17 protein-coding genes are annotated in these 19,105 nt (G+C 58.5%); 7 read left to right on the top strand and 10 right to left on the bottom strand.

Translation table 11 applies throughout. The features are described 5' to 3' along the window. The coding region (locus FHR87_RS18980) for a hypothetical protein (protein WP_221189867.1) at nt 1–198 on the top strand (198 nt) is incomplete at its 5' end. 129 nt (nt 199–327) lie between these two features. On the opposite strand, the gene epsC (FHR87_RS15550) is transcribed toward FHR87_RS18980, so the two are convergent. From epsC (FHR87_RS15550) to FHR87_RS15540, 3 genes are all read right to left on the bottom strand, one after another. Further along, nucleotides 328–1,302 (bottom strand): serine O-acetyltransferase EpsC, encoded by a 975-nt coding sequence (gene epsC, locus FHR87_RS15550; RefSeq protein ID WP_183167631.1) that lies wholly within the window; start codon nt 1,300–1,302, stop codon nt 328–330. A 69-nt stretch (nt 1,303–1,371) separates the two neighbouring features. Beyond that, nucleotides 1,372–1,887 (bottom strand): rhodanese-like domain-containing protein, encoded by a 516-nt coding sequence (locus tag FHR87_RS15545; RefSeq protein ID WP_183167630.1) that lies wholly within the window; start codon nt 1,885–1,887, stop codon nt 1,372–1,374. A gap of 253 nt (nt 1,888–2,140) precedes the next feature. After that, nucleotides 2,141–3,484 (bottom strand): OprD family porin, encoded by a 1,344-nt coding sequence (locus FHR87_RS15540; protein ID WP_183167629.1) that lies wholly within the window; start codon nt 3,482–3,484, stop codon nt 2,141–2,143. Nucleotides 3,485–3,817: 333 nt separating this feature from the next. On the opposite strand from FHR87_RS15540, the gene FHR87_RS15535 reads away from it, so the two are divergent. From FHR87_RS15535 to FHR87_RS15510, 6 genes are read left to right on the top strand one after another with little or no spacing between them, the layout of a single operon-like run. Next, nucleotides 3,818–5,086 carry an SfnB family sulfur acquisition oxidoreductase gene (locus FHR87_RS15535; RefSeq protein ID WP_183167628.1) on the top strand — a complete coding sequence of 423 codons (1,269 nt, stop codon included), beginning with the start codon at nt 3,818–3,820 and terminating at the stop codon, nt 5,084–5,086. Nucleotides 5,087–5,099: 13 nt separating this feature from the next. Continuing rightward, the gene (locus FHR87_RS15530) at nt 5,100–6,320 is read left to right on the top strand and encodes an SfnB family sulfur acquisition oxidoreductase (RefSeq protein WP_183167627.1); all 1,221 of its coding nucleotides are present in this window, start codon (nt 5,100–5,102) and stop codon (nt 6,318–6,320) included. Continuing rightward, nucleotides 6,320–7,711, top strand: a complete 1,392-nt coding sequence (locus FHR87_RS15525) for an LLM class flavin-dependent oxidoreductase (protein ID WP_183167626.1) — start codon at nt 6,320–6,322, stop codon at nt 7,709–7,711. The genes FHR87_RS15530 and FHR87_RS15525 overlap by 1 nt, the downstream gene beginning before the upstream one ends. 26 nt (nt 7,712–7,737) lie before the next feature. Beyond that, on the top strand, nt 7,738–8,583 hold the full coding sequence (locus FHR87_RS15520; protein WP_246336059.1) for a MetQ/NlpA family ABC transporter substrate-binding protein: 846 nt from the start codon (nt 7,738–7,740) through the stop codon (nt 8,581–8,583). Next, complete coding sequence (locus FHR87_RS15515) at nt 8,580–9,725, top strand: methionine ABC transporter ATP-binding protein (RefSeq protein ID WP_183167625.1); 1,146 nt, start codon at nt 8,580–8,582, stop codon at nt 9,723–9,725. Before FHR87_RS15520 ends, FHR87_RS15515 begins: the two co-directional genes overlap by 4 nt. Next, nucleotides 9,709–10,359 carry a methionine ABC transporter permease gene (locus tag FHR87_RS15510; protein ID WP_183167624.1) on the top strand — a complete coding sequence of 217 codons (651 nt, stop codon included), beginning with the start codon at nt 9,709–9,711 and terminating at the stop codon, nt 10,357–10,359. The genes FHR87_RS15515 and FHR87_RS15510 overlap by 17 nt, the downstream gene beginning before the upstream one ends. 64 nt (nt 10,360–10,423) lie before the next feature. Here the strand turns inward: FHR87_RS15510 and epsC (FHR87_RS15505) are convergent, their stop codons facing one another. The 7 genes from epsC (FHR87_RS15505) to zigA all read right to left on the bottom strand — a co-directional run bounded on the left by epsC (FHR87_RS15505) (nt 10,424) and on the right by zigA (nt 19,101). Beyond that, nucleotides 10,424–11,386, bottom strand: a complete 963-nt coding sequence (gene epsC, locus FHR87_RS15505) for a serine O-acetyltransferase EpsC (RefSeq protein WP_183167623.1) — start codon at nt 11,384–11,386, stop codon at nt 10,424–10,426. A gap of 148 nt (nt 11,387–11,534) precedes the next feature. Further along, nucleotides 11,535–13,169: a Na+/H+ antiporter gene (locus FHR87_RS15500; RefSeq protein ID WP_183167622.1), complete on the bottom strand. Its 1,635-nt coding sequence runs from the start codon at nt 13,167–13,169 to the stop codon at nt 11,535–11,537. 152 nt (nt 13,170–13,321) lie between these two features. After that, entirely contained in the window at nt 13,322–14,539 is a 1,218-nt protein-coding gene (locus FHR87_RS15495; RefSeq protein WP_183167621.1) for a threonine synthase, read from the bottom strand. Between the two features lie 281 nt (nt 14,540–14,820). Continuing rightward, on the bottom strand, nt 14,821–15,687 hold the full coding sequence (locus FHR87_RS15490; RefSeq protein ID WP_183167620.1) for an ABC transporter permease: 867 nt from the start codon (nt 15,685–15,687) through the stop codon (nt 14,821–14,823). A 23-nt stretch (nt 15,688–15,710) separates the two neighbouring features. Continuing rightward, the gene (locus tag FHR87_RS15485) at nt 15,711–16,625 is read right to left on the bottom strand and encodes an ABC transporter ATP-binding protein (RefSeq protein WP_183167619.1); all 915 of its coding nucleotides are present in this window, start codon (nt 16,623–16,625) and stop codon (nt 15,711–15,713) included. Between the two features lie 91 nt (nt 16,626–16,716). After that, a complete protein-coding gene (locus FHR87_RS15480; protein ID WP_183167618.1) occupies nt 16,717–17,610 on the bottom strand; it encodes a TauD/TfdA dioxygenase family protein in 894 nt (297 codons plus the stop codon). A gap of 285 nt (nt 17,611–17,895) precedes the next feature. Then, a complete protein-coding gene (zigA, locus tag FHR87_RS15475; RefSeq protein WP_183167617.1) occupies nt 17,896–19,101 on the bottom strand; it encodes a zinc metallochaperone GTPase ZigA in 1,206 nt (401 codons plus the stop codon). Between the last annotated feature and the right edge of the window lie 4 nt (nt 19,102–19,105).

Below are 19,105 nucleotides of genomic sequence, written 5' to 3'. Positions count from 1 at the left end.
TGCAAACTCGCGGGGTTATCTGGCTGGGCCCTGAATTCTGCGGGTTTGCTCTTCTTCATCAACGCCTCTGGCTCGAAACGTCAACAGCCCCTAGCTGAATACGCACAGGATTGTCGGTTTCGGCGACGGCCATACTGCACCGTGATCGATGAAAAAACTGTGACCGATCCATGTGTGTTTTTGATTATATATTTATAATTAAAAGATATACAACCGAGCAGAGTGAACGTGGTCACAGCCAGGCATCAGTAATGACATGCCTGCAAGCTACTTACATGCTCGGTGTTCAGTGGTCAGGGCAGGCAAACGAAAAGGTTCGTCGTGCGATTACCGCGCGCTGCCTGGCAGATTTTGCAAGTTCGCCTGGGTGATACTGCTGCCAGGTGGCACGCTGCGGGTCAGCCAGACATTGCCACCGATGGTGGAGCCCTTGCCGATAGTGATACGCCCGAGGATGGTGGCACCGGCGTAGATCACCACATCGTCCTCGACGATCGGATGGCGCGCCTGACCCTTCTGCAGATTGCCGGATTCGTCGACATCGAAGCGCTTGGCACCGAGAGTCACGGCCTGATAAATGCGCACATGATTGCCGATGACTGCGGTTTCACCGATCACCACGCCTGTGCCATGGTCGATGAAAAAGCTGTGGCCAATCTGCGCTCCCGGATGGATATCGATGCCGGTGGCCGAGTGGGCAATTTCCGCGCTGATGCGCGCCAGGAGCGGCAATCCGGTCTGATACAAATGATGCGCCAGGCGATGGTGAATAACCGCGAGGATACCGGGATAGCAGAGCAAAACTTCATCGACGCTACGCGCCGCCGGATCGCCGTTGTAGGCAGCGATCACATCACTGTCGAGTAAACGCCGCAAATTCGGCAAGGCAGCAGCAAAATCGCGGACGATCCGTACTGCCCGTGCTTCCAGATCCTTTTCGGCCTCACCGCGCTGGCGAGCGGCGTAGCGCAGCTCCAACTGGACCTGGCCCAACAGGTTGTTGAGCGCATTATCGAGGGTATAGCCAACATAGAAGCTCTCGCTTTCTTCACGCAGGCTGCTAGGGCCAAGGCGCATGGGGAACAATGCACCACTCAGGGCAGCGAGAATATCAGCGACAGCCTGACGCGAAGGCAACTCACGGCCACCCAGTTCGCGAATCCGCCCGGTACTGCTGCGCCACTCGGCACGGGCGGCACGCAACTCTTCGACAATCCGCTCCAGCTGCCAGTTGACCGGTTGGGCCACCGTTTCCAGCAAAGCATGAACAGAATCATCGATAGCCGAAGGCTGCTTGGACATAGAGACTCCTTGTTATTGACCGCCTGGCGGTCTGGTCCAAAAAAGTGAAAGAAAAGAAAGGCCTGGTTTTCAGTCCTGCACCCAGGGCAGGCCCCAATGCCGCCAGCCACCCGCTTCACCGCGTTGCCGCTGGGTATCGAGATCACCCTCGAAGCCCTCCAGCACATTGAAGACCTGGGTAAAGCCTGCGGCGGTTGCAGCCGTTGCGGCCGCATCGGAACGCTTGCCACTACGACACAGCAAGACCAGGATACCGTCACGCCCGGCCTTGAGCTCCAGTTCACGCAAAAAGCGCGGATTCTTGATCATCGCTGGCCCGGTCTGCCAGGCCACATGCAAGCTATCCGGCACATGGCCGACGAATTTCAATTCTTCTGCCGTGCGCACATCCACCAAAGTCACCAGACCACTCTGTAATAACGCCCAGGCTTCCGGCGGATAGAGGCTACCAGCATATGCCAAGCTATTTTCAACCGCTCGAGTTCGCCCACGAGCAAGCAGTTCATCAGCGCTGGTAGCAAGCACCGTGCGTACATCGGTGGGCCTTCTTACAATGGCGGAAGGCACATGGGCAACAACAGACATAAAAGGCTCCTTGATCGGCGGATCAGATTCCGCAGGCGATCTGTCGCGCTGCGGTGAAGCCACTTTATGCAACCTTTATATTCCAAAAAAGTAATTTTTTATTTTATTTATATTCAAAATTGAAATATATAGCCTTTTACTCCTTGCCCTGTTTCCTCTCAATCACCTTGGATAACTGCATCACATCCTTATGAAGCAGCTCACATCAGACCACCGACAGCTAGCTACCAAGCCAGCATGCCAGGGCAGCAGATCACAGCAAAGGCAGGCTGTAGGTGAGGTAGATACGATCCTCGTCGAGATCGCGCCCGGTTCTTACATCAGTACGGAAAGTTGCATGCCAGTAACTCAGGCCAACTCCCTTGAGTATCCCGCTCTGGACCGTATAGCTGAGGCGTAGATCGCGTTCCCATTCTTTCTGGTCGCTGCCGCCAGCAGCATCAACATTATCACCACGCAGGTAAATCCCCAGCGCTTTCAGGCCCGGAAGGCCAATGGCAGCGAAATCGTAGGAATAACTAACGCGCCAGGTACGCTCGCCGGCATTGAGGAATTTGGCAAACTGGCTGTCGGTAATCAGGTAAGAGGTATAGCCATCGCCTTGGTTGAGTACCGGAAAGTCACTATTGCCGGACATTCGCTGCATACCAGCGGTCAACTCGTGCCCTGCCACATTGTAGGTAAAGTTGATACTCCAGGTACGGTTATCTACCTCGCCACTATCCGAATCGCCAGGCGACCAGTAACCACTACTGCGATACCCCTGGGCGCGGCCGGAAGCATGGCTATTTCTGCCGGCGGAATAACTGTTGAAATAACGCAGATCGGTTTTCAGCGACTGCTTTTCGCCAATTGGCAGCACATGGATCAGGCCGACGAAATGCTGCTCGTAGAATTTTTCCAGGTTGCCGTAGTAGTACTGCAGCGTCAGGTCCTTGGTAAGGTTGTAGTCGAGCCCGGCATAGTAAAACTTGTTGCTGAAGTGGCCAGTCTGGGCATTGTTGGAGCCCGCAATGGACAGAGACTCACTGTTGGTAGAACTACGTCCCTTGGCACGCTCCAACTTGCCGGCAATCAGCGTCAGGTTGTCAATTTCCTTGGAGACGACCTGGGCACCGCTGAACGTCTGCGGCAGCAGACGACCGTCGTTGTAGGACACTACCGGCAACCTCGGTAGCAAGGTGCCCAAGCGTACTTCAGTCTTGGAAAACCTTATCTTGCCGGTTGGCAAGATACTGCCGTAGCTGTGCACCGCCCGGCCACCATGATCGGTGGGGAACAATTGCCCGCTGTAGCTGGCACTGCTCGGGTTGTAGTGAGTGCCCTTGCCCGAATCGAGCCGTATCCCCCAAAGACCCAACGCATCGATACCGAAACCAACCGGGCCCTCCGTATAGCCGGACGTGTAGTTGAGGTTGAATCCTTGGCCCCACTCCTCCAGCTTGGACGGGTCGGCGGAACCTGAGCGGTTATCCTGATTGAAATAAAGGTTACGCAGGCTAAGGGTCGCTTTGCTGTCCTCAAAAAAGCCGGCGGCACTGGCCGACTGGATGCCCATGCCGAAAGCGGCAACCAGGACCAGGGACGATCTGTTCATGCTCGATGCTCCAAATGCAGTGTAATACACGAATCTGCTGGGGCTCGAATGACAAGCGAGCCCCTTGATGAGCTCGATGCGGTGGTCCGCTGTCGGCAGGGGGCGAATTTAGACGAGTAAATTAATTCTTAAAAAGAATTTATTTCTCTCTTTAAATGAAAAAATTGCATATTACACACAATCTAAAATGCCTATAGATATTCTAAAAGGCTATTTTATTTTTTATTTACCAATAGTTAGGGTATATGTACCGGACTACCGGAGCACCGCCAACCAGCCAGCTTCGGTTCATCTTCGCGATGCCGTAGCGGCTTATCCGAAGATGAGGTTCACATGACCAGTCAGCTTTCCCCTCCACTTACCGCGCAACAAGCGTCCATCGTTCTCGAAAGCGATCAGGATGCAGCTCCGCCCCTGCTACCGGTCCAGACTATCGAACATGCCGGACAGGCCCTTGAAGCTGCCCGTTCGCTGGCTCGCGCAGCCCTGACCGAAGCGGCGCTGCGGGACAGCGAACGCAAGCTGCCATGGAACGAAATCGAAAGATTCACCAGCAGCGGCCTGGGCAGCATCGCCATTCCACGCCAGTACGGTGGACCAGGCTTATCGTTCGTCACCATTGCCGAAGTGTTCCGCACCATTTCCCAGGCCGATCCATCTCTCGGGCAGATTCCGCAAAATCATTTCGGCATCATCCAGCTACTTCTGGCCAGTGGCAGCGAAACGCAGAAACGCCGCCTGCTCAAGACCGTGCTGGAGGGCTGGCGGATCGGTAATGCCGGCCCCGAACGCAACAGCAAGCACACCCTGGATGTCCGGGCGCGAATCGTCAGTGACGGCGGCAATTACGTGCTGAGCGGTGAAAAGTTCTATTCCACCGGTGCGTTGTTCGCCCACTGGATCGCCGCCAAGGCCATCGATGACGAAGGCCGCCTGGTGCTGGCCTTCATCCCACGCGGCACGCCAGGGCTGCGCATCCTCAACGACTGGTCCGGCTTCGGCCAGCGCACTACGGCCAGCGGCACCATATTGCTTGATCGAGTGCCAGTCGCAGCCGAGAACATCATTCCTATTTGGAAACTGGTAGAACAGCCGAATATTCAAGGCTCCAGCTCGCAACTGGTCCAGGCTGCCATCGACGTCGGCATCGCCCGCGCCGCCCTGGAAGATACCATTGCCTTCGTCCGAACCCAGGCGCGGCCATGGATCGATGCTGGCGTCGAACGAGCCGGCGACGATCCCTACGTGATTGCTGACATTGGCCGCCTACAGCTCGACCTGCATGCCGCCGAGTCGCTGTTAAAAAGAGCCGGACGGGTGCTGGACGAAATCAATGCCGCGCCCATCGATGCCGACTCCGCCGCCCGCGCGTCCATAGCAGTAGCCGAAGCCAAGGTACTGACCACCGAGATTTCCCTGGCTGCCAGCGAGAAGCTGTTCGAACTGGCCGGCAGCCGCGCCACTCTCGCCGACTACAACCTCGATCGCCATTGGCGTAACGCCCGCACCCACACCCTGCACGACCCGGTGCGCTGGAAGTATCACGCTATCGGCAATTACCACCTCAATGGCGCCAAACCCGCCCGGCATTCCTGGATCTGAACGGAGCACGCTCATGAACGCAATCGTCAAAGACAATCGCCGTGATACGACACAAGCCACCGCCCTGATTCAGAGCGATGCCCAGGCCCTGGAAGTAGCCGAAGAACTGGCCGCGATCTTCGTCCGCGAAGCGGCCGAGCGCGACCGCGAAAGACGCCTGCCGCATGCCGAACTGGAGCAATTCTCGCGCTCCGGACTGTGGGGCATCACGGTACCGAAGGAATACGGTGGTGCCGATGTTTCCGCCGCCACCCTGGCCAAGGTCGTAGCTCGGATTTCCCGCGCCGACAGCTCTCTTGGGCATATCCCACAAAATCACTACTACGCCCTGGAGCTGCTCCGGCTGAACGGTAGCCCGGTGCAGCAACAACGTCTCTATGCCGAGGTATTGAGTGGTGCCCGCTTTGGTAATGCCCATGCCGAACTGGGGACCCGTACAGCTCAGGATCGTGCTACCCGCCTGCGGCACGACGGCAGCGGCTACCGCATCGATGGTCGCAAGTTCTATTCCACCGGGGCTCTGTTTGCCCAGCGCATCCCGACTTCAGCAGTCGACGAGGATGGCGTGCTGCAATTCGCCTTCGTGCCGCGCTCGGCCTCAGGGCTGAAGATAGTCGACGACTGGTCAGGGTTCGGCCAGCGCACCAGCGGCAGCGGCTCGGTAATATTCGATAACGTACGCGTCGAAGCCGACGATATCGTGCCGCTGCAACCGGTCTTCGAACACCCAACCCGCCTCGGGCCGTTCGCGCAGATCCTGCATGCTGCCATCGATGCCGGCATTGCTCGCGCCGCCTATGAGGATACTCTGGCGTTCGTCCGGGAACATGCGCGCCCCTGGATCGATTCGGGCCATGAACAGGCCAGCAACGATCCACTGACCCTGGCCGAAATCGGCCGTCTCACCGCCCGCCTGCATGCGGCCGAAGCGCTGTTGGAAGAAGCCGGAGAAGTGCTCGATCAGGTGCAGGACGAAGCGAATGCCTCGGCAGTGGCGGCCGCCTCCATCGTCGTAGCCAAGGCACGCGCAATCACCACCGAGATATCCCTGAATGCTGCCAGCAAATTGTTCGAGCTCTCCGGCAGCCGCGCCACTCTCGCCGCACACAATCTCGACCGGCACTGGCGCAATGCACGCACCCATACCCTGCACGATCCGGTGCGCTGGAAGTACCACGCCATTGGCAACTACTACCTCAACGACACCCTGCCGCCGCGCCGGGGAACAATCTGATGGCCGGAAAACAGATACTGCTCAACGCGTTCAACATGAACTGTATCGGCCACATCAACCATGGCCTGTGGACGCATCCGCGCGACCGCTCCGTTGAATTCGACACGCTGGAATACTGGACCGATCTGGCTCGGTTGCTGGAGCGCGGCCTGTTCGATGGGCTGTTCATCGCCGATATCGTCGGCGTCTATGACGTCTACCAGAACGGTATCGACCTGACACTCAAGGAAGCCATTCAATTACCCGTGCACGACCCGTTGCTGATCGCTTCAGCCATGGCCAGCGTCACCCGGCACCTCGGCTTCGGCCTGACCGCCAACCTCACTGAACCGCCTTACGTGTTCGCCCGGCGGCTGTCCACACTCGACCATCTGACCCGTGGCCGGATCGGCTGGAATATCGTCACCGGTTATCTGGAAAGTGCAGCCAAGGCCATCGGCCGGCAAGCTCAGGTCGAGCATGATCGCCGCTACGATCAGGCCGACGAATACCTGCAGGTGCTCTACCAACTCTGGGAAGGCAGTTGGGAAGACGATGCGGTGCTGGCCGATCGTAAGCGCCGCATCTATGCCCAGCCGGACAAGGTGCACAAGGTCCACCACCATGGCGAGTTTTATCAGGTCGAGGGCTATCACCTCACCGCACCATCGCCACAACGCACACCGCTGCTGTTCCAGGCCGGCTCCTCCGAGCGCGGCCTACGCTTCGCCGGACAGCATGCCGAAGGTGTTTTCATCACTGGCCAGAATAAGGCAGTGGTACGCGAACAGGTCGAACGGGTTCGCCAGAGTGCGCTAGTGGCCGGTCGATCGGCGCAAGCGATCAAGGTATTCATGGGGATCAGCGTGATTGTCGCGCCCACCGAAGCCGAAGCCCGCGACAAACATGCCGAATACCTGCGCCATGCCAATCCCGAGGCAGGCCTAGCACACCTTTCCAGCTCCACCGGCATCGACTTTTCCCGCTATGCCCTGGATGAACCGATCCGCTACCAGAAGACCAACGCCATCGAATCAGTGACCAAGACCTTCACGGCAAAAGACAGCGGCTGGACCCGGCGGCGCCTTCTGGAGCAGCACGCCTTGGGCGGACGTTACCCGCTGCTGGTGGGCTCGCCCATTCAAGTCGCCGACGGACTGGAAAGCTGGATCGCCGAAACCGGGCTGGACGGCTTCAACTTGACCCGCACGGTAACCCCGGAAAGCTATGCCGACTTCATCGACCTGGTGATTCCCGAACTGCAGTCCCGTGGCTCATACAAGACGGCCTACGCCGAAGGCACTCTGCGCGACAAGGTATTCGGCCAGGGGCCGCGCCTGCCGCAAGGTCATCCTGGTGCTGGCTGGCGCAACCTGGGCCAACGGGATACTCAACACCGAACAGCGATCTAACCTCATCGAGAAAAAGGAATCCCAAAATGCTGCACCGATTGATGGCTAGCCACAACTGGCTGAAAACCCTGGGCGCCGCTGCTCTGCTCGCCATTGTCGGCCAGGGCCAGGCTGCCGATTACACAGAACCGCTCAAGCTCGGCACGACTGCCGCCTTCGCCCCACCTCTGGAGGCCGCGGTCAACGTCGCCGAGAAACAAGGCCTGAAAGTCGAGTTGATCGAATTCAGCGACTGGATCGCCCCCAACGTCAGCCTGGCCCATGGCGATATCGACGTGAATTACTTCCAGCACATTCCCTTCCTGGAAAACGCCAAAAAGGAAGGTGGCTACAATCTGGTGCCCTACGCGCCTGGCGTCATCAATAATGTCGGCCTCTATTCGAAACGCTATAAAAACCTCAGCGAATTGCCCGAAGGCGCTCAGGTCGCCATCGCCAACGACCCAGTGAATGGTGGGCGCGGCCTGCAACTGCTGCAAAAAGCCGGACTGATCACCCTGAAGCCCGGCGTCAGCCACAAGGCAACCCTGGCCGACATCACTGCCAACCCCAAGCATCTGAAAATCATCGAGCTGGAAGCAGTACAACTGGTGCGTGCCTATGAAGACGTGGATCTGGTGCAGGGCTACCCTGCCTATATTCGTCTAGCCGGTACTTTCGATCCCTACTCTGCCCTACTGTTCGACGGACTGGATCACCCGGAATACATCATTCAGTTCGTCATCCGGCCGGATCACGCGGACGATCCACGTCTACGCAAATTTGTCGATATCTACCAGCATTCGCCGGAGGTTCGTGCCGCCCTGGATAAAGCCCATGGCACGCTCTATCAACCCGGCTGGGAAAACCGAACGGCAGGGACTGGTTCATGAACAGCCGTGCCGCTCAATACAAGCAGGCCGACGATTTGCCTGATTTTTCCTTGCTCTCGGCGTCATCGACGCCACAGCCGGTCGCGGTGCAGGAGCCTGCGGATATCCATCTGCGTTTCGAAGGAGTCAGCAAGACTTACCTCACCGCCCAAGGACCGGTGCCGGCTCTGCAGAGCATCGATCTGGAAATCCGGCGCGGCGAGATCTTCGGCATCATTGGCCGTAGCGGCGCCGGTAAATCATCACTACTGCGCACCATCAATCGCCTGGAGCAACCCAGCAGTGGCCGGATACTGATCGACGGGACAGACATCGCCAAGCTGGACGAAAATCGCCTGGTCGCACTGCGCCGGCGCATCGGCATGATCTTTCAGCACTTCAACCTGATGTCGGCCAAGACTGTGCGCGACAACGTCGAACTACCGCTCAGGGTAGCGGGTGTGCCGCGTGAAGCACGGCGGCGCAAAGTCGACGAACTGCTTGCCCTGGTCGGCCTGGACGGCAAGCACGACGTCTATCCGGCACAACTTTCCGGTGGCCAGAAACAGCGCGTCGGCATTGCTCGCGCCTTGGTTCACAACCCCGAAATCCTGCTGTGCGACGAAGCCACCAGCGCACTGGACCCGGAAACCACCCAGGCGATCCTCGCCCTGTTGCGTGAGATCAATCGCAGCCTGGGCCTGACCATTGTGCTGATTACCCACGAAATGGCGGTGATCCGCGAGATCTGCCAACGTGTCGTAGTACTGGAAAAAGGCCAGGCAGTGGAACAGGGGGCAGTCTGGCAGGTATTCGGCGAGCCGCATCATGCAACGACACGTAGCCTGCTCGCGCCACTGCGCTATGACTTGCCAGCCGACCTACAGGCGCGCCTGCGCCAACAACCGGAGCAGCCAGAGGATACGCTGCTGCTGGATCTGCTTTTCACTGGCATCCATGAGCCGGACCTGGCAGCGTTGGGCAACGTCCTAGGCGGGCGCATCGGACTGCTCGGCGGCAATGTCGAGCGAATTCAAGGGCGCGCCGTGGGACATCTGCTATTGACCGTCGCCGGATCATCCCTGACGGCCAATGAATTGGCGAACCAAGCCCGCCATCTGGCGGACAGAGTGGAGGTGTTGGGTTATGTCGCTGCTGCTTGAACGACTCTGGGCGAGCCTGCTCGATACGTTACTGATGGTCGGCGTATCCTCGTTGATTGCCCTGCTCGCCGGAATTCCACTGGCGGTATTTCTGGTCACCAGCGGGCGCGGCGGAATCTTTGAAGCCCCCCTGGCCAACCAAGTGCTGGGCAGCATCGTCAACCTGTTCCGCTCGATACCCTTCTTGATCCTGATGGTGGCGCTGATTCCGTTCACTCGCTTGCTGGTCGGTACCAGTTATGGAGTCTGGGCCGCGGTGGTGCCGCTGACCATCGCCGCCACGCCATTCTTCGCCCGCATCGCCGAAGTCAGCCTGCGTGAAGTGGATCACGGCCTGATCGAAGCAGCCCAGGCGATGGGGTGCCAGCGCCGGCATATCGTCCGCCACGTTCTGCTGCCTGAAGCGCTGCCGGGAATCGTCGGTGGTTTTACCATTACCCTGGTGACCATGATCAACGCCTCGGCCATGGCTGGTGCTATTGGTGCCGGTGGCCTGGGCGATCTGGCTTACCGCTATGGCTATCAGCGCTTCGATAGTCAGGTGATGCTGACCGTGATCGTCGCTCTGGTGGCACTGGTCACCCTGGTACAGTTCGGCGGCGACCGCCTGGCCCAGAAACTCGATCGACGTTAAGCCGGGCGCTGCTGCATTTCGGCGAGCTGTACAAGGAGTCAACTCGCCGGCTTCGAGACAGGCTTCAATTCGTACCACTGGGCACGTTCTGCGAGTTCGCCTGGGTGATGTTGCTGCCCGGCGGAACGCTACGGGTCAGCCACACATTGCCACCGATGACGGCTCCCTTGCCGATGGTGATACGCCCGAGGATGGTGGCACCGGCGTAGATCACCACATCGTCCTCGACGATCGGATGGCGCGCCTGGCCCTTCTGCAGATTGCCGGATTCGTCGACATCGAAGCGCTTGGCACCGAGAGTCACGGCCTGATAAATGCGCACATGATTGCCGATAACTGCGGTTTCACCGATCACCACGCCTGTGCCATGGTCGATGAAAAAGCTGTGGCCGATCTGCGCCCCCGGATGGATATCGATGCCAGTGGCGGAATGGGCAATTTCCGCGCTGATGCGCGCCAGGAGCGGCAATCCAGCCTTGTACAGGCGATGCGCTATGCGGTGATAAATCACTGCCAGGATACCGGGATAGCAGAGCAAAACCTCATCGACGCTACGCGCCGCCGGATCACCGTTGTAGGCGGCAATCACATCGGTATCGAGCAGGTGGCGCAGATCCGGCAGAGTCGAAGCGAAATCACGCACGACGCGTATTGCCTGCGCATCCAGATCGCTTTCGACAGCCTCCTGCTGATGGGCCGTGTAGCGCAACTCCAGGCGGACCTGGCCGAGCAAGGTATTGAGCGCATTGTCCAGGGTATAACCGACGTAGAAATCCTCGCTCTCCTCACGCAAATTGCTGGGGCCAAGACGCATGGGGAACAACGCGCACATCAGGGCCTCGATGATCATGCCCATGGTCTGCCGTGATGGCAGGTCGCGCCCGCCTGTCTCGCGCGGCCGACCGGAATTGCTGCGCCATTCAGTGCGAACGGTACGCAACTGTTCGACGATGCGCTCCAACTGCCACCTGACTGGCCCGGTCTGGCTCTCTGCCGTCGGCTGCGGGGCCGAAGGTTTGTTGGTCATACAGACTCCTTGCTCGTACCGGTTGGCGGTATGCCTGAATTATTGAGAAATAACCAGTGAAGGGCCAGTTTCGGCCCATTCTTTCTGCCCGTTTACCGGAAATATCCGGCTCCGACAAGGAAGCCCACTATAAAACCTTGCCGAGGCTTCAGCGAATATGCTGTGCCTCGATCAGATCTATCTGCCGGATCAACCTGCGCGCCTGTTGCTCATCCAGCCGGCGCGTACGAGCCAGGCGGAACAGCTCGCTGCGCTCGGCTTGCAACCCCACCAGCAACAACTGACGCTCGACTTCCTCGGCAACCCGCGTCAGGTTCTGGCTTTCCAGGGAAGCAGCGCGGCTCTCGATGCGGCTACGGTAGGTATCCGTGACCCGCGAAGCCACTTCGATATACCCGCCGGCATCCGGGCAATCCTCGCTCAGCCGGTGCAGGGCCTGCTCGATTGCTTTGATCGCGGCCTGGGCAGCCTGATCGCGGGCACGATTCTCGTGGACATGTTCCTCTGGCTCGTAGGGCATCTCCAGCCCCCTGATCAGTAACGGCAGACCGATCCCGGCAACGATCAGCGAGACGATGATCACACCGGTGGTCAGGAATATCACCAGGTCCCGTGCCGGAAACGGATAACCAAAGCTAATGTACAGCGGCAAGGTCATCACCCCAGCCAGGCTGATAGCGCCACGCACCCCGGCTACCGAGGTGACGGCTGCGATAGACAAGGCCTTGCGCGGCTGGAAAGCAGCGGCATTTTTACCAGCGAACAAGGTAAAGCGCAGCGAAGCGAAGACCCAGACGAAACGCAGCCCCATCAACGAGAGATTGATAATCAGCACATAGAGCAGTAGCCAGCTCAACGTACCGGGGTCATCCAGTATGCCAAGTCGTGAAACGATGCCTGGCAACTGCTCGCCCAGCAGCACGAACATCAACCCATTGAGCGCGTATTGCAAAGTGTCCCAAACGGCGCGGCGCTGCAATCGGGTTACGGCCAGCGCCTGTCCGGACAACTCGGTACGACTCATGACGAAGCCTGCCGCCACCGCCGCGAGGATACCGGAACAGTGCAAATGCTCGGCGGCCAGATAAGCCAGGAACGGCAGGAGCAGGCTGACCAGGATCTGGGCTGCCGCCTCCTCGCCGAAATGCCTGGAAATCCAGCGCTTGGCCCAATTGATACTCCAGGCAATGGCTACCCCAATGGCGACACCACCGACCGCCAGGCGCAGGAAATCCAGTACGGCATCCGACAGCTCGAAACCACCGCTAAGCACGGCAGCTACGGCAAAACGCAGGCAGACCAGGCCAGAGGCATCGTTGAGTAGCGATTCGCCTTCGAGGATATGCATCAGCCTTTTCGGTATCGGAATCCGCGCGGCGATCGCCGAGACCGCCACCGGGTCCGTCGGCGAGATCACCGCCGCCAGGGCAAAAGCCACCCCCAGAGGGATCGAAGGCAGCAACCAGTTAATGAAATAACCGGCACCGACGACAGTGAATACCACCAGGCCAATGGCCAGAGACAGGATGATGCCCCGGTCGTGGGACAATCCCTCCTTGGGAATTCGCCAACCATCGAGAAACAGCAAGGGCGGCAGAAACAGTAGAAAGAATACCTGCGGGTCCATTTGCAGGCGCCAATCCGAAACCATGCCGATGCCCGCACCCAGGGCTATCTGTAGTAACGGCTGGGGAACCGAAAAACTGGCTGGCAGCATCCGGCGCAGGATACTGGCGAACAGAACAGCCACGAGCATGACCAATACGAGCGAAACGGTCTCCATGAAGACTCCGCACAAGAACTTCCTGACCAGCGGAGTTTGCCACAAGCTGCAGGTTAGAGGCGGCTATCTCCCATTTAGTCTTAGGGCCAGCTTCGCCTCAAGCGCTACCCGGCTTTTACCTCCAGCCTGTGTAGCCAACAGTTTGCCGACGCTTAACGCGGCAACCGTTCGCCCGGCTGCAGCAACGGTGCATCCGCCGTCAAGGTATCCGGGTACTTGATGCCGGCACCGGTGTTCAGGGCCACCACGCGTTCGTTGTCCTTGATCCAGCCATTTTCGCGTAAGCGGCGGGCTGCCGCGAAGACCGCAGCGCCTTCCGGGCAAACGAAGGCGCCCTCCAGTTCGGCTACCCGACGCTGTTCCTTGAGCAGTTCGGCATCCTCGATGGCAAGCGCGCAGCCTTCGCTTTCATACAGAGCTTCAAGCACGAGAAAATCCCCCAGCGGCTTGGGTACGTTGATACCGAAAGCCACGGTCTGCGAATCTGGCCAGAACTCCGACTCCTTCGCCCTCGCCTCCCAAGCCTTGACGATTGGCGCACAACCACTGGCCTGTACCGCGACCAGGCGCGGCAACGGCCGGCCGGCGGCGATCCAGCCCAGTTCGCGCAGCTCCTTGAATGCCTTGTGGATGCCGATCAGGCCGACTCCGCCGCCAGTGGGGTAAAGAATCACGTCCGGCAGACGCCAGCCGAACTGCTCGGCGATTTCCAGGCCCATGGTTTTCTTGCCTTCGATACGATAAGGCTCCTTCAGGGTCGAGGCATCGAACAACCCCTCTTCCGCTACCGCCTGGGCGACCTGCTTGCCGGCGTCCGAAATCAGCCCGTCGACCAGAAACAGCCGTGCTCCGCAGGCATAGACTTCGTTGCGGGTGATCAGAGGTGCATCCTGCGGCATGACGATGGTCGCTTCGATACCCGCACGCGCCGCATACAACGCCCAGGCTGCACCAGCATTGCCGTTGGTCGGCATGGCCAGCCGACTGACTCCCAGCTCCAGCGCCCGGGAAACCCCTACCGCCGCGCCTCGGGCCTTGAACGAGCCTGTGGGAATAATGCCCTCGTCCTTCATCCAGAGATCGCGGATACCCATGTCCTGGCCAACCCTGGGTGTCGGCAGCAACGGCGTGAAGCCCTCGCCGAGGGTGACCACATTGGCCGGATCACGTACTGGTAGTAGCTCGTGATAGCGCCACAGGCTGGCTTCGCGGCCCACCAGATCGGCCGGTTTCCACGTTTCTTTCAAGGCTTGCAGGTCATAAGCGACCAGCAACGGAGCACCAACTTGGCTGAGTTGCTGGACACGACCGGCAGGATAGCGTTCGCCGGTCTTGGGGCAGTAGAGATGGGAAAGATAGCTATAAGGCATGACTGAGTCCTGTCATCCGCCGCGTTGGCGCGGCGGTTGGTGGTGTTACGGATACCGGGCGATCTTAAGAGCCTGTTCACGATCTGCTGCGCATCGGCTAAACGGCGTTGAAAATAGCCTGGATCGCCAGCCCGGTCGGAATGCTCATTTACAACGCGTAAACTCGCGCGCGAGCCCGGTCCGCTTCCTCAGCCATTTTCGCCACCGTTTAGCTCTAGCTCGCGAAATCGTGAACAGGCTCTAAAAGATAGTTTGAAGCCAAACAGTTTTGTTGTGGACGTTCAACGCTGCATTCCCCAGCGCTTTACAGTCAGTCGCTCTAGATTGTCGAACACCAGGCTTTCCACCAGCAGGCCGATCAGGATCACTGCCGCCAGGCCAGCAAATACCTTGTCGGTATACAACTCGTTGCGGTTCTGAAAGATATACCAGCCAAGCCCGCCCTTGCCGCTACTGGCACCGAACACCAGTTCGGCGGCGATCAAAGTACGCCAGGCGAAGGCCCAGCCGATTTTCAAACCGGAGAGAATCGACGGTAGCGCCGCCGGAATCAGGATCAGCGTGACGAAGCGTAATCCACGCAGGCCGTAGTTACGCCCGACCATGCGTTGGGTATCTGAAACGCTGAGAAAGCCGGCGTAAGTATTCAACGCCAGAGCCCAGAGCACCGAATGCACCAATACAAAAATCAGGCTGTTTTCACCCAGGCCGAACCAAAGCAGTGCCAGCGGCAATAACGCGATGGCCGGCAACGGATTGAACATGGAGGTCAAGGCTGACAGCAGGTCGCGGCCGAGCTGGGTGGAGACGGCCAGGGTTGTCAGGGCAAAAGCCAGAACGATACCGATCAGGTAGCCCTTGACCAGCACGGCCATGGAAAGCGCCACTTTTTCCGGCAGCTCGCCGCTGAGCATACCATCGATAAAGGCCCGTGCCGTCTGCAGAAAGCTCGGCAACAGCAGGTCGTTGCCCTGGATGCGCGCGGCCAGTTCCCAAAGCAGGGCGAGCACAATCAGGATCAGCGTCTTACGTAGCCAACTCTGCTGCCAGAGGCGCCGGACCAGTGGCAACTCACGCTCCAGCGGCAGATTGATCAGAGGTTGCAGGGCGACTTCGTACTCTGGTCGCAAAGGAGGCGTCAGGCTCATGGGGTATTTCCTCGAAAGATCGATCAGGCGCGGCGCGCCTTGTTCTGGGAGTCGACCGCTGGCTCGACTGCAGCGGAAATATCCGGCGCGACGGCGCTCGGCGTAGCAACATTCGAGGTAACACCGTCTGTCTGCTCTTCGAACAACAATCGATGGATGCGCTGGGCAGTGCGCTGGAAAGAGGTATCGCCGCTGCTGTGTAGATCAAAGGAGTGGCTGTTGATCTCGGCGCGCACCCGTCCCGGATGCGGTGACAGCAAGAGGATACGGTTGCCGACCACTAGCGCTTCTTCGATGGAATGAGTGACAAACAACAGGGTGAATTTCACCTCCTGCCACAGTTCCAGTAGTTCCTCCTGCATCTTGCGCCGGGTCAGCGCATCGAGCGCGGCAAAAGGTTCGTCCATCAGCAGGATCTTCGGCTGCATCGCCAGCGCCCGGGCAATCGCTACCCGTGCCTTCATGCCACCGGACAGGGTATGCGGATAGGCATCGGCAAAACCGGCCAGGCCAACCTTGTTCAGATAATGCAAGGCGCGTTGCTCGGCTTCGCGGCGCTTGAGCGAGCCGGTGGCCAACAGTGGGAAAATCACGTTCTGCTTTACCGTCTTCCATGGCGGCAACTGGTCGAATTCCTGGAATACAACGATCCGATCCGGGCCTGGTTCGCGTACTGTCTGCCCGTCAAGGCGGATCTCGCCATCGTGCGGCCGGATAAAGCCAGCGACTGCCTTGAGCAGGGTCGACTTGCCGCAGCCGGACGGGCCAAGCAGGACGAAACGATCTCCGGGATCGACTTCGAAGCTGACTTCGTGCGTAGCACGCACCACGCGCTGCGCAGTGCGGTATTCGAGGCTGACCCGCTGTACCTGCAGCAGAGGTTGAAAGATAGCCATCGCATCATGGCTGGCCGCTTGGCTTTCCAGAAAGGCATTCATGTGCTTGGCTCCGAAAGACGAATGAATCGAAAAAACGCCAGCAATCCTGCGCCCGATTAATCAGCGGTTCAGAATCTGGCAATCGACGAAATCAGAACGGCGCATCACCCTGAATGGTGGTGCGATACATCTTGCGCGGCAGCTCGTTCGGACAACCGGTCGCCAGATGGATCAAGGCGCGGTTATCCCAGAACAGCAGGTCATGTGCTTGCCACTGGTGCCGGTAGATGAATTCCGGCCGGATGCTGTGAGCGAACAGCTCATTCAAAATCTGACGACTCTCATCTTCTGGCAGATCGAGAATACGTGTAGTGAAGCTCTCGCTGACGAACAGGCCCTTGCGCCCGGTTTCCGGATGGGTGCGTACCACCGGATGGATGACTTCCTTGACTTCAGCCAGTTGCTGTTCGGTCAGTACCGGACGCCAATCGCCTTCCAGCTTGGGTTTGGCATAGGTGGCAGTGTAGGAATGATTCGCACGACGCCCTTCGATGGCTTTTTTCAAGGCGTCTGGCAGGGTTTCATAGGCACGCTGCTGATCGGCGAACAGGGTATCGCCACCTTCCTCCGGCAGAATCTGCGCGTGCAGCATGGCGCCCAGACTGGGTAGTTCCTTGTAGGACAGATCCGAATGCCAGAATTTACCGGCATCCCCCAAACCGATGGGGCGGTCGTTCTCCAGGATATTGGAGATGATGAAGACCTCCGGATGTCCGGCCAGCAGGAATTGCTTGAGCACATGGATCTGCAGCGGGCCGAAGCGACGGCTGAAGGCGATCTGCTGCTCGGGGGTGATCCGCTGGTCGCGGAATACCAGCACCTTGTGCTCCAAGTAAGCACGGTGAATGAGGGAAAAATCTTCCAGATTGAGAGAGCGGGACAGATCCAGGCCGATGACTTCTGCTCCCAGGGTTTCGTCCAACGGACGAATTTCAAACGATTGGGATGGTACTTCGGCTATGGACAAGGATTCGACCGCTGACATGAGAACACTCCCGACGCATGGTCACGCAATAACGTGACGACTAGGTTGGATGCGAATGGCGCATCCATTTCTATTACATGCGCGGCTCACCGGTTGGCCAATCAGTACGCGACGAGCGCAATTTAGCGGAATATGAATCTTTCTTTAAATAACCTTTTTACCTATGGTTATCGCGTAATGGGATCACGTACCCGTGCGTTTTCCCTTCTTAATATGCCAGACAAGCCAAGCGATCTCTGGATAATGTCGATTTTTAAATCCAGCCAGTCCAGGGGGCAATCGGCATCAGGCCTCTTGTTTGCTCCAAAGACCGAACGGGTCAGGCAGGGCTTGCCAGTTTTCCGGCCCACCGGCCAGCTCGGCATCGTCAAGCAAACAAGCATTCAGCTCCTCGGTGAGCAAAGTGAAGTTGATGTTCTGACCGATGAAGACCAGTTCCTGACGACAATCGCCAACCTCCTTGCTCCAGTGCTTCATGATGTTTTCCACGCCTTCTTTGTCCTGCGGCCAGTGCTCCCTGGGTACGAAGCGCCACCAGTACCCAGCATAGCCGTACCGCATCAAGCCTCCCGCCTGCGACCAACTACCTGCCTCCCGGGGCTTACTCGCCAGCCAGAACCAGCCTTTGGAGCGAAGCAGCCGCCCATTACTCCATTCACGATTCAGAAAATCGAAGAAGCGCTGCGGATGAAACGGGCAGCGTGCCTGATAGGCCATCGAATCAATCCCGTATTCCTCCGTTTCCGGCACATGCTCTCCACGCATCTCCTTGAGCCAGCCAGGCGCCTGCGCAGCACGTTCGAAATCGAAGCGGCCAGTATCGAGAATCTTATCCAGTGCTACCTGGCCCATGCTCATCGGCAGAATCTCGGCCTGGGTATTGAGCCGGGAAAGAATTGCCATCAATTCTTCCCGCTCGGCCCGGGAAATCAGATCAATCTTGCTGATCAGGATGACATCGGCGAACTCCACCTGCTCGATCAGCAGATCGGTGATCGATCGCTCGTCTTCCTCGCCCAGGCTTTGACCATAACTGGCCAGGCTTTCGGCATCGTGGAAATCCCGCAGGAAATTCACGCCATCGACGACGGTAACCAACGTGTCGAGACGCGCCAGATCGGAGAGACTACGACCTTGTTCGTCGCGAAAGGTGAATGTTTCTGCCACAGGCAAGGGTTCGGCAATACCGGTCGACTCGATCAACAGATAGTCGAAGCGCTCTTCGCGTGCCAGCCGGCTGACCTCTTCGAGCAAATCTTCACGCAAAGTGCAACAGATACAGCCATTGCTCATCTCGACGAGCTTTTCCTCGCCGCGCTTGAGGCTGACATCGCGCTGCACCTCGCTCCCATCGATATTGATTTCGCTCATGTCGTTGACGATCACCGCTACTTTTCGATTTTCACGATTTCTCAAAACATGATTGAGCAAGGTACTTTTGCCGGCTCCGAGGAAACCGGACAGCACCGTTACAGGCAGACGTCGATCCATGGAT

The organism is Azomonas macrocytogenes (genome assembly GCF_014191985.1).
In the GTDB taxonomy this organism is placed as follows: Bacteria; Pseudomonadota; Gammaproteobacteria; order Pseudomonadales; family Pseudomonadaceae; genus Azomonas; species Azomonas macrocytogenes.
The sequence above is the reverse complement of the archived record's forward strand: the minus strand, read 5'-3'. Positions and strand labels throughout refer to the sequence as shown.

Excerpts from the sequence above, each read along its gene's own strand:
- epsC (WP_183167631.1), bottom strand. The coding sequence starts at position 1,302 with ATGTCCAAGCAGCCTTCGGCTATCGATGATTCTGTTCATGCTTTGCTG.
- FHR87_RS15545 (WP_183167630.1), bottom strand. The coding sequence starts at position 1,887 with ATGTCTGTTGTTGCCCATGTGCCTTCCGCCATTGTAAGAAGGCCCACC.
- FHR87_RS15540 (WP_183167629.1), bottom strand. The coding sequence starts at position 3,484 with ATGAACAGATCGTCCCTGGTCCTGGTTGCCGCTTTCGGCATGGGCATC.
- FHR87_RS15535 (WP_183167628.1), top strand. The coding sequence starts at position 3,818 with ATGACCAGTCAGCTTTCCCCTCCACTTACCGCGCAACAAGCGTCCATC.
- FHR87_RS15530 (WP_183167627.1), top strand. The coding sequence starts at position 5,100 with ATGAACGCAATCGTCAAAGACAATCGCCGTGATACGACACAAGCCACC.
- FHR87_RS15525 (WP_183167626.1), top strand. The coding sequence starts at position 6,320 with ATGGCCGGAAAACAGATACTGCTCAACGCGTTCAACATGAACTGTATC.
- FHR87_RS15520 (WP_246336059.1), top strand. The coding sequence starts at position 7,738 with ATGCTGCACCGATTGATGGCTAGCCACAACTGGCTGAAAACCCTGGGC.
- FHR87_RS15515 (WP_183167625.1), top strand. The coding sequence starts at position 8,580 with ATGAACAGCCGTGCCGCTCAATACAAGCAGGCCGACGATTTGCCTGAT.
- FHR87_RS15510 (WP_183167624.1), top strand. The coding sequence starts at position 9,709 with ATGTCGCTGCTGCTTGAACGACTCTGGGCGAGCCTGCTCGATACGTTA.
- epsC (WP_183167623.1), bottom strand. The coding sequence starts at position 11,386 with ATGACCAACAAACCTTCGGCCCCGCAGCCGACGGCAGAGAGCCAGACC.
- FHR87_RS15500 (WP_183167622.1), bottom strand. The coding sequence starts at position 13,169 with ATGGAGACCGTTTCGCTCGTATTGGTCATGCTCGTGGCTGTTCTGTTC.
- FHR87_RS15495 (WP_183167621.1), bottom strand. The coding sequence starts at position 14,539 with ATGCCTTATAGCTATCTTTCCCATCTCTACTGCCCCAAGACCGGCGAA.
- FHR87_RS15490 (WP_183167620.1), bottom strand. The coding sequence starts at position 15,687 with ATGAGCCTGACGCCTCCTTTGCGACCAGAGTACGAAGTCGCCCTGCAA.
- FHR87_RS15485 (WP_183167619.1), bottom strand. The coding sequence starts at position 16,625 with ATGAATGCCTTTCTGGAAAGCCAAGCGGCCAGCCATGATGCGATGGCT.
- FHR87_RS15480 (WP_183167618.1), bottom strand. The coding sequence starts at position 17,610 with ATGTCAGCGGTCGAATCCTTGTCCATAGCCGAAGTACCATCCCAATCG.
- zigA (WP_183167617.1), bottom strand. The coding sequence starts at position 19,101 with ATGGATCGACGTCTGCCTGTAACGGTGCTGTCCGGTTTCCTCGGAGCC.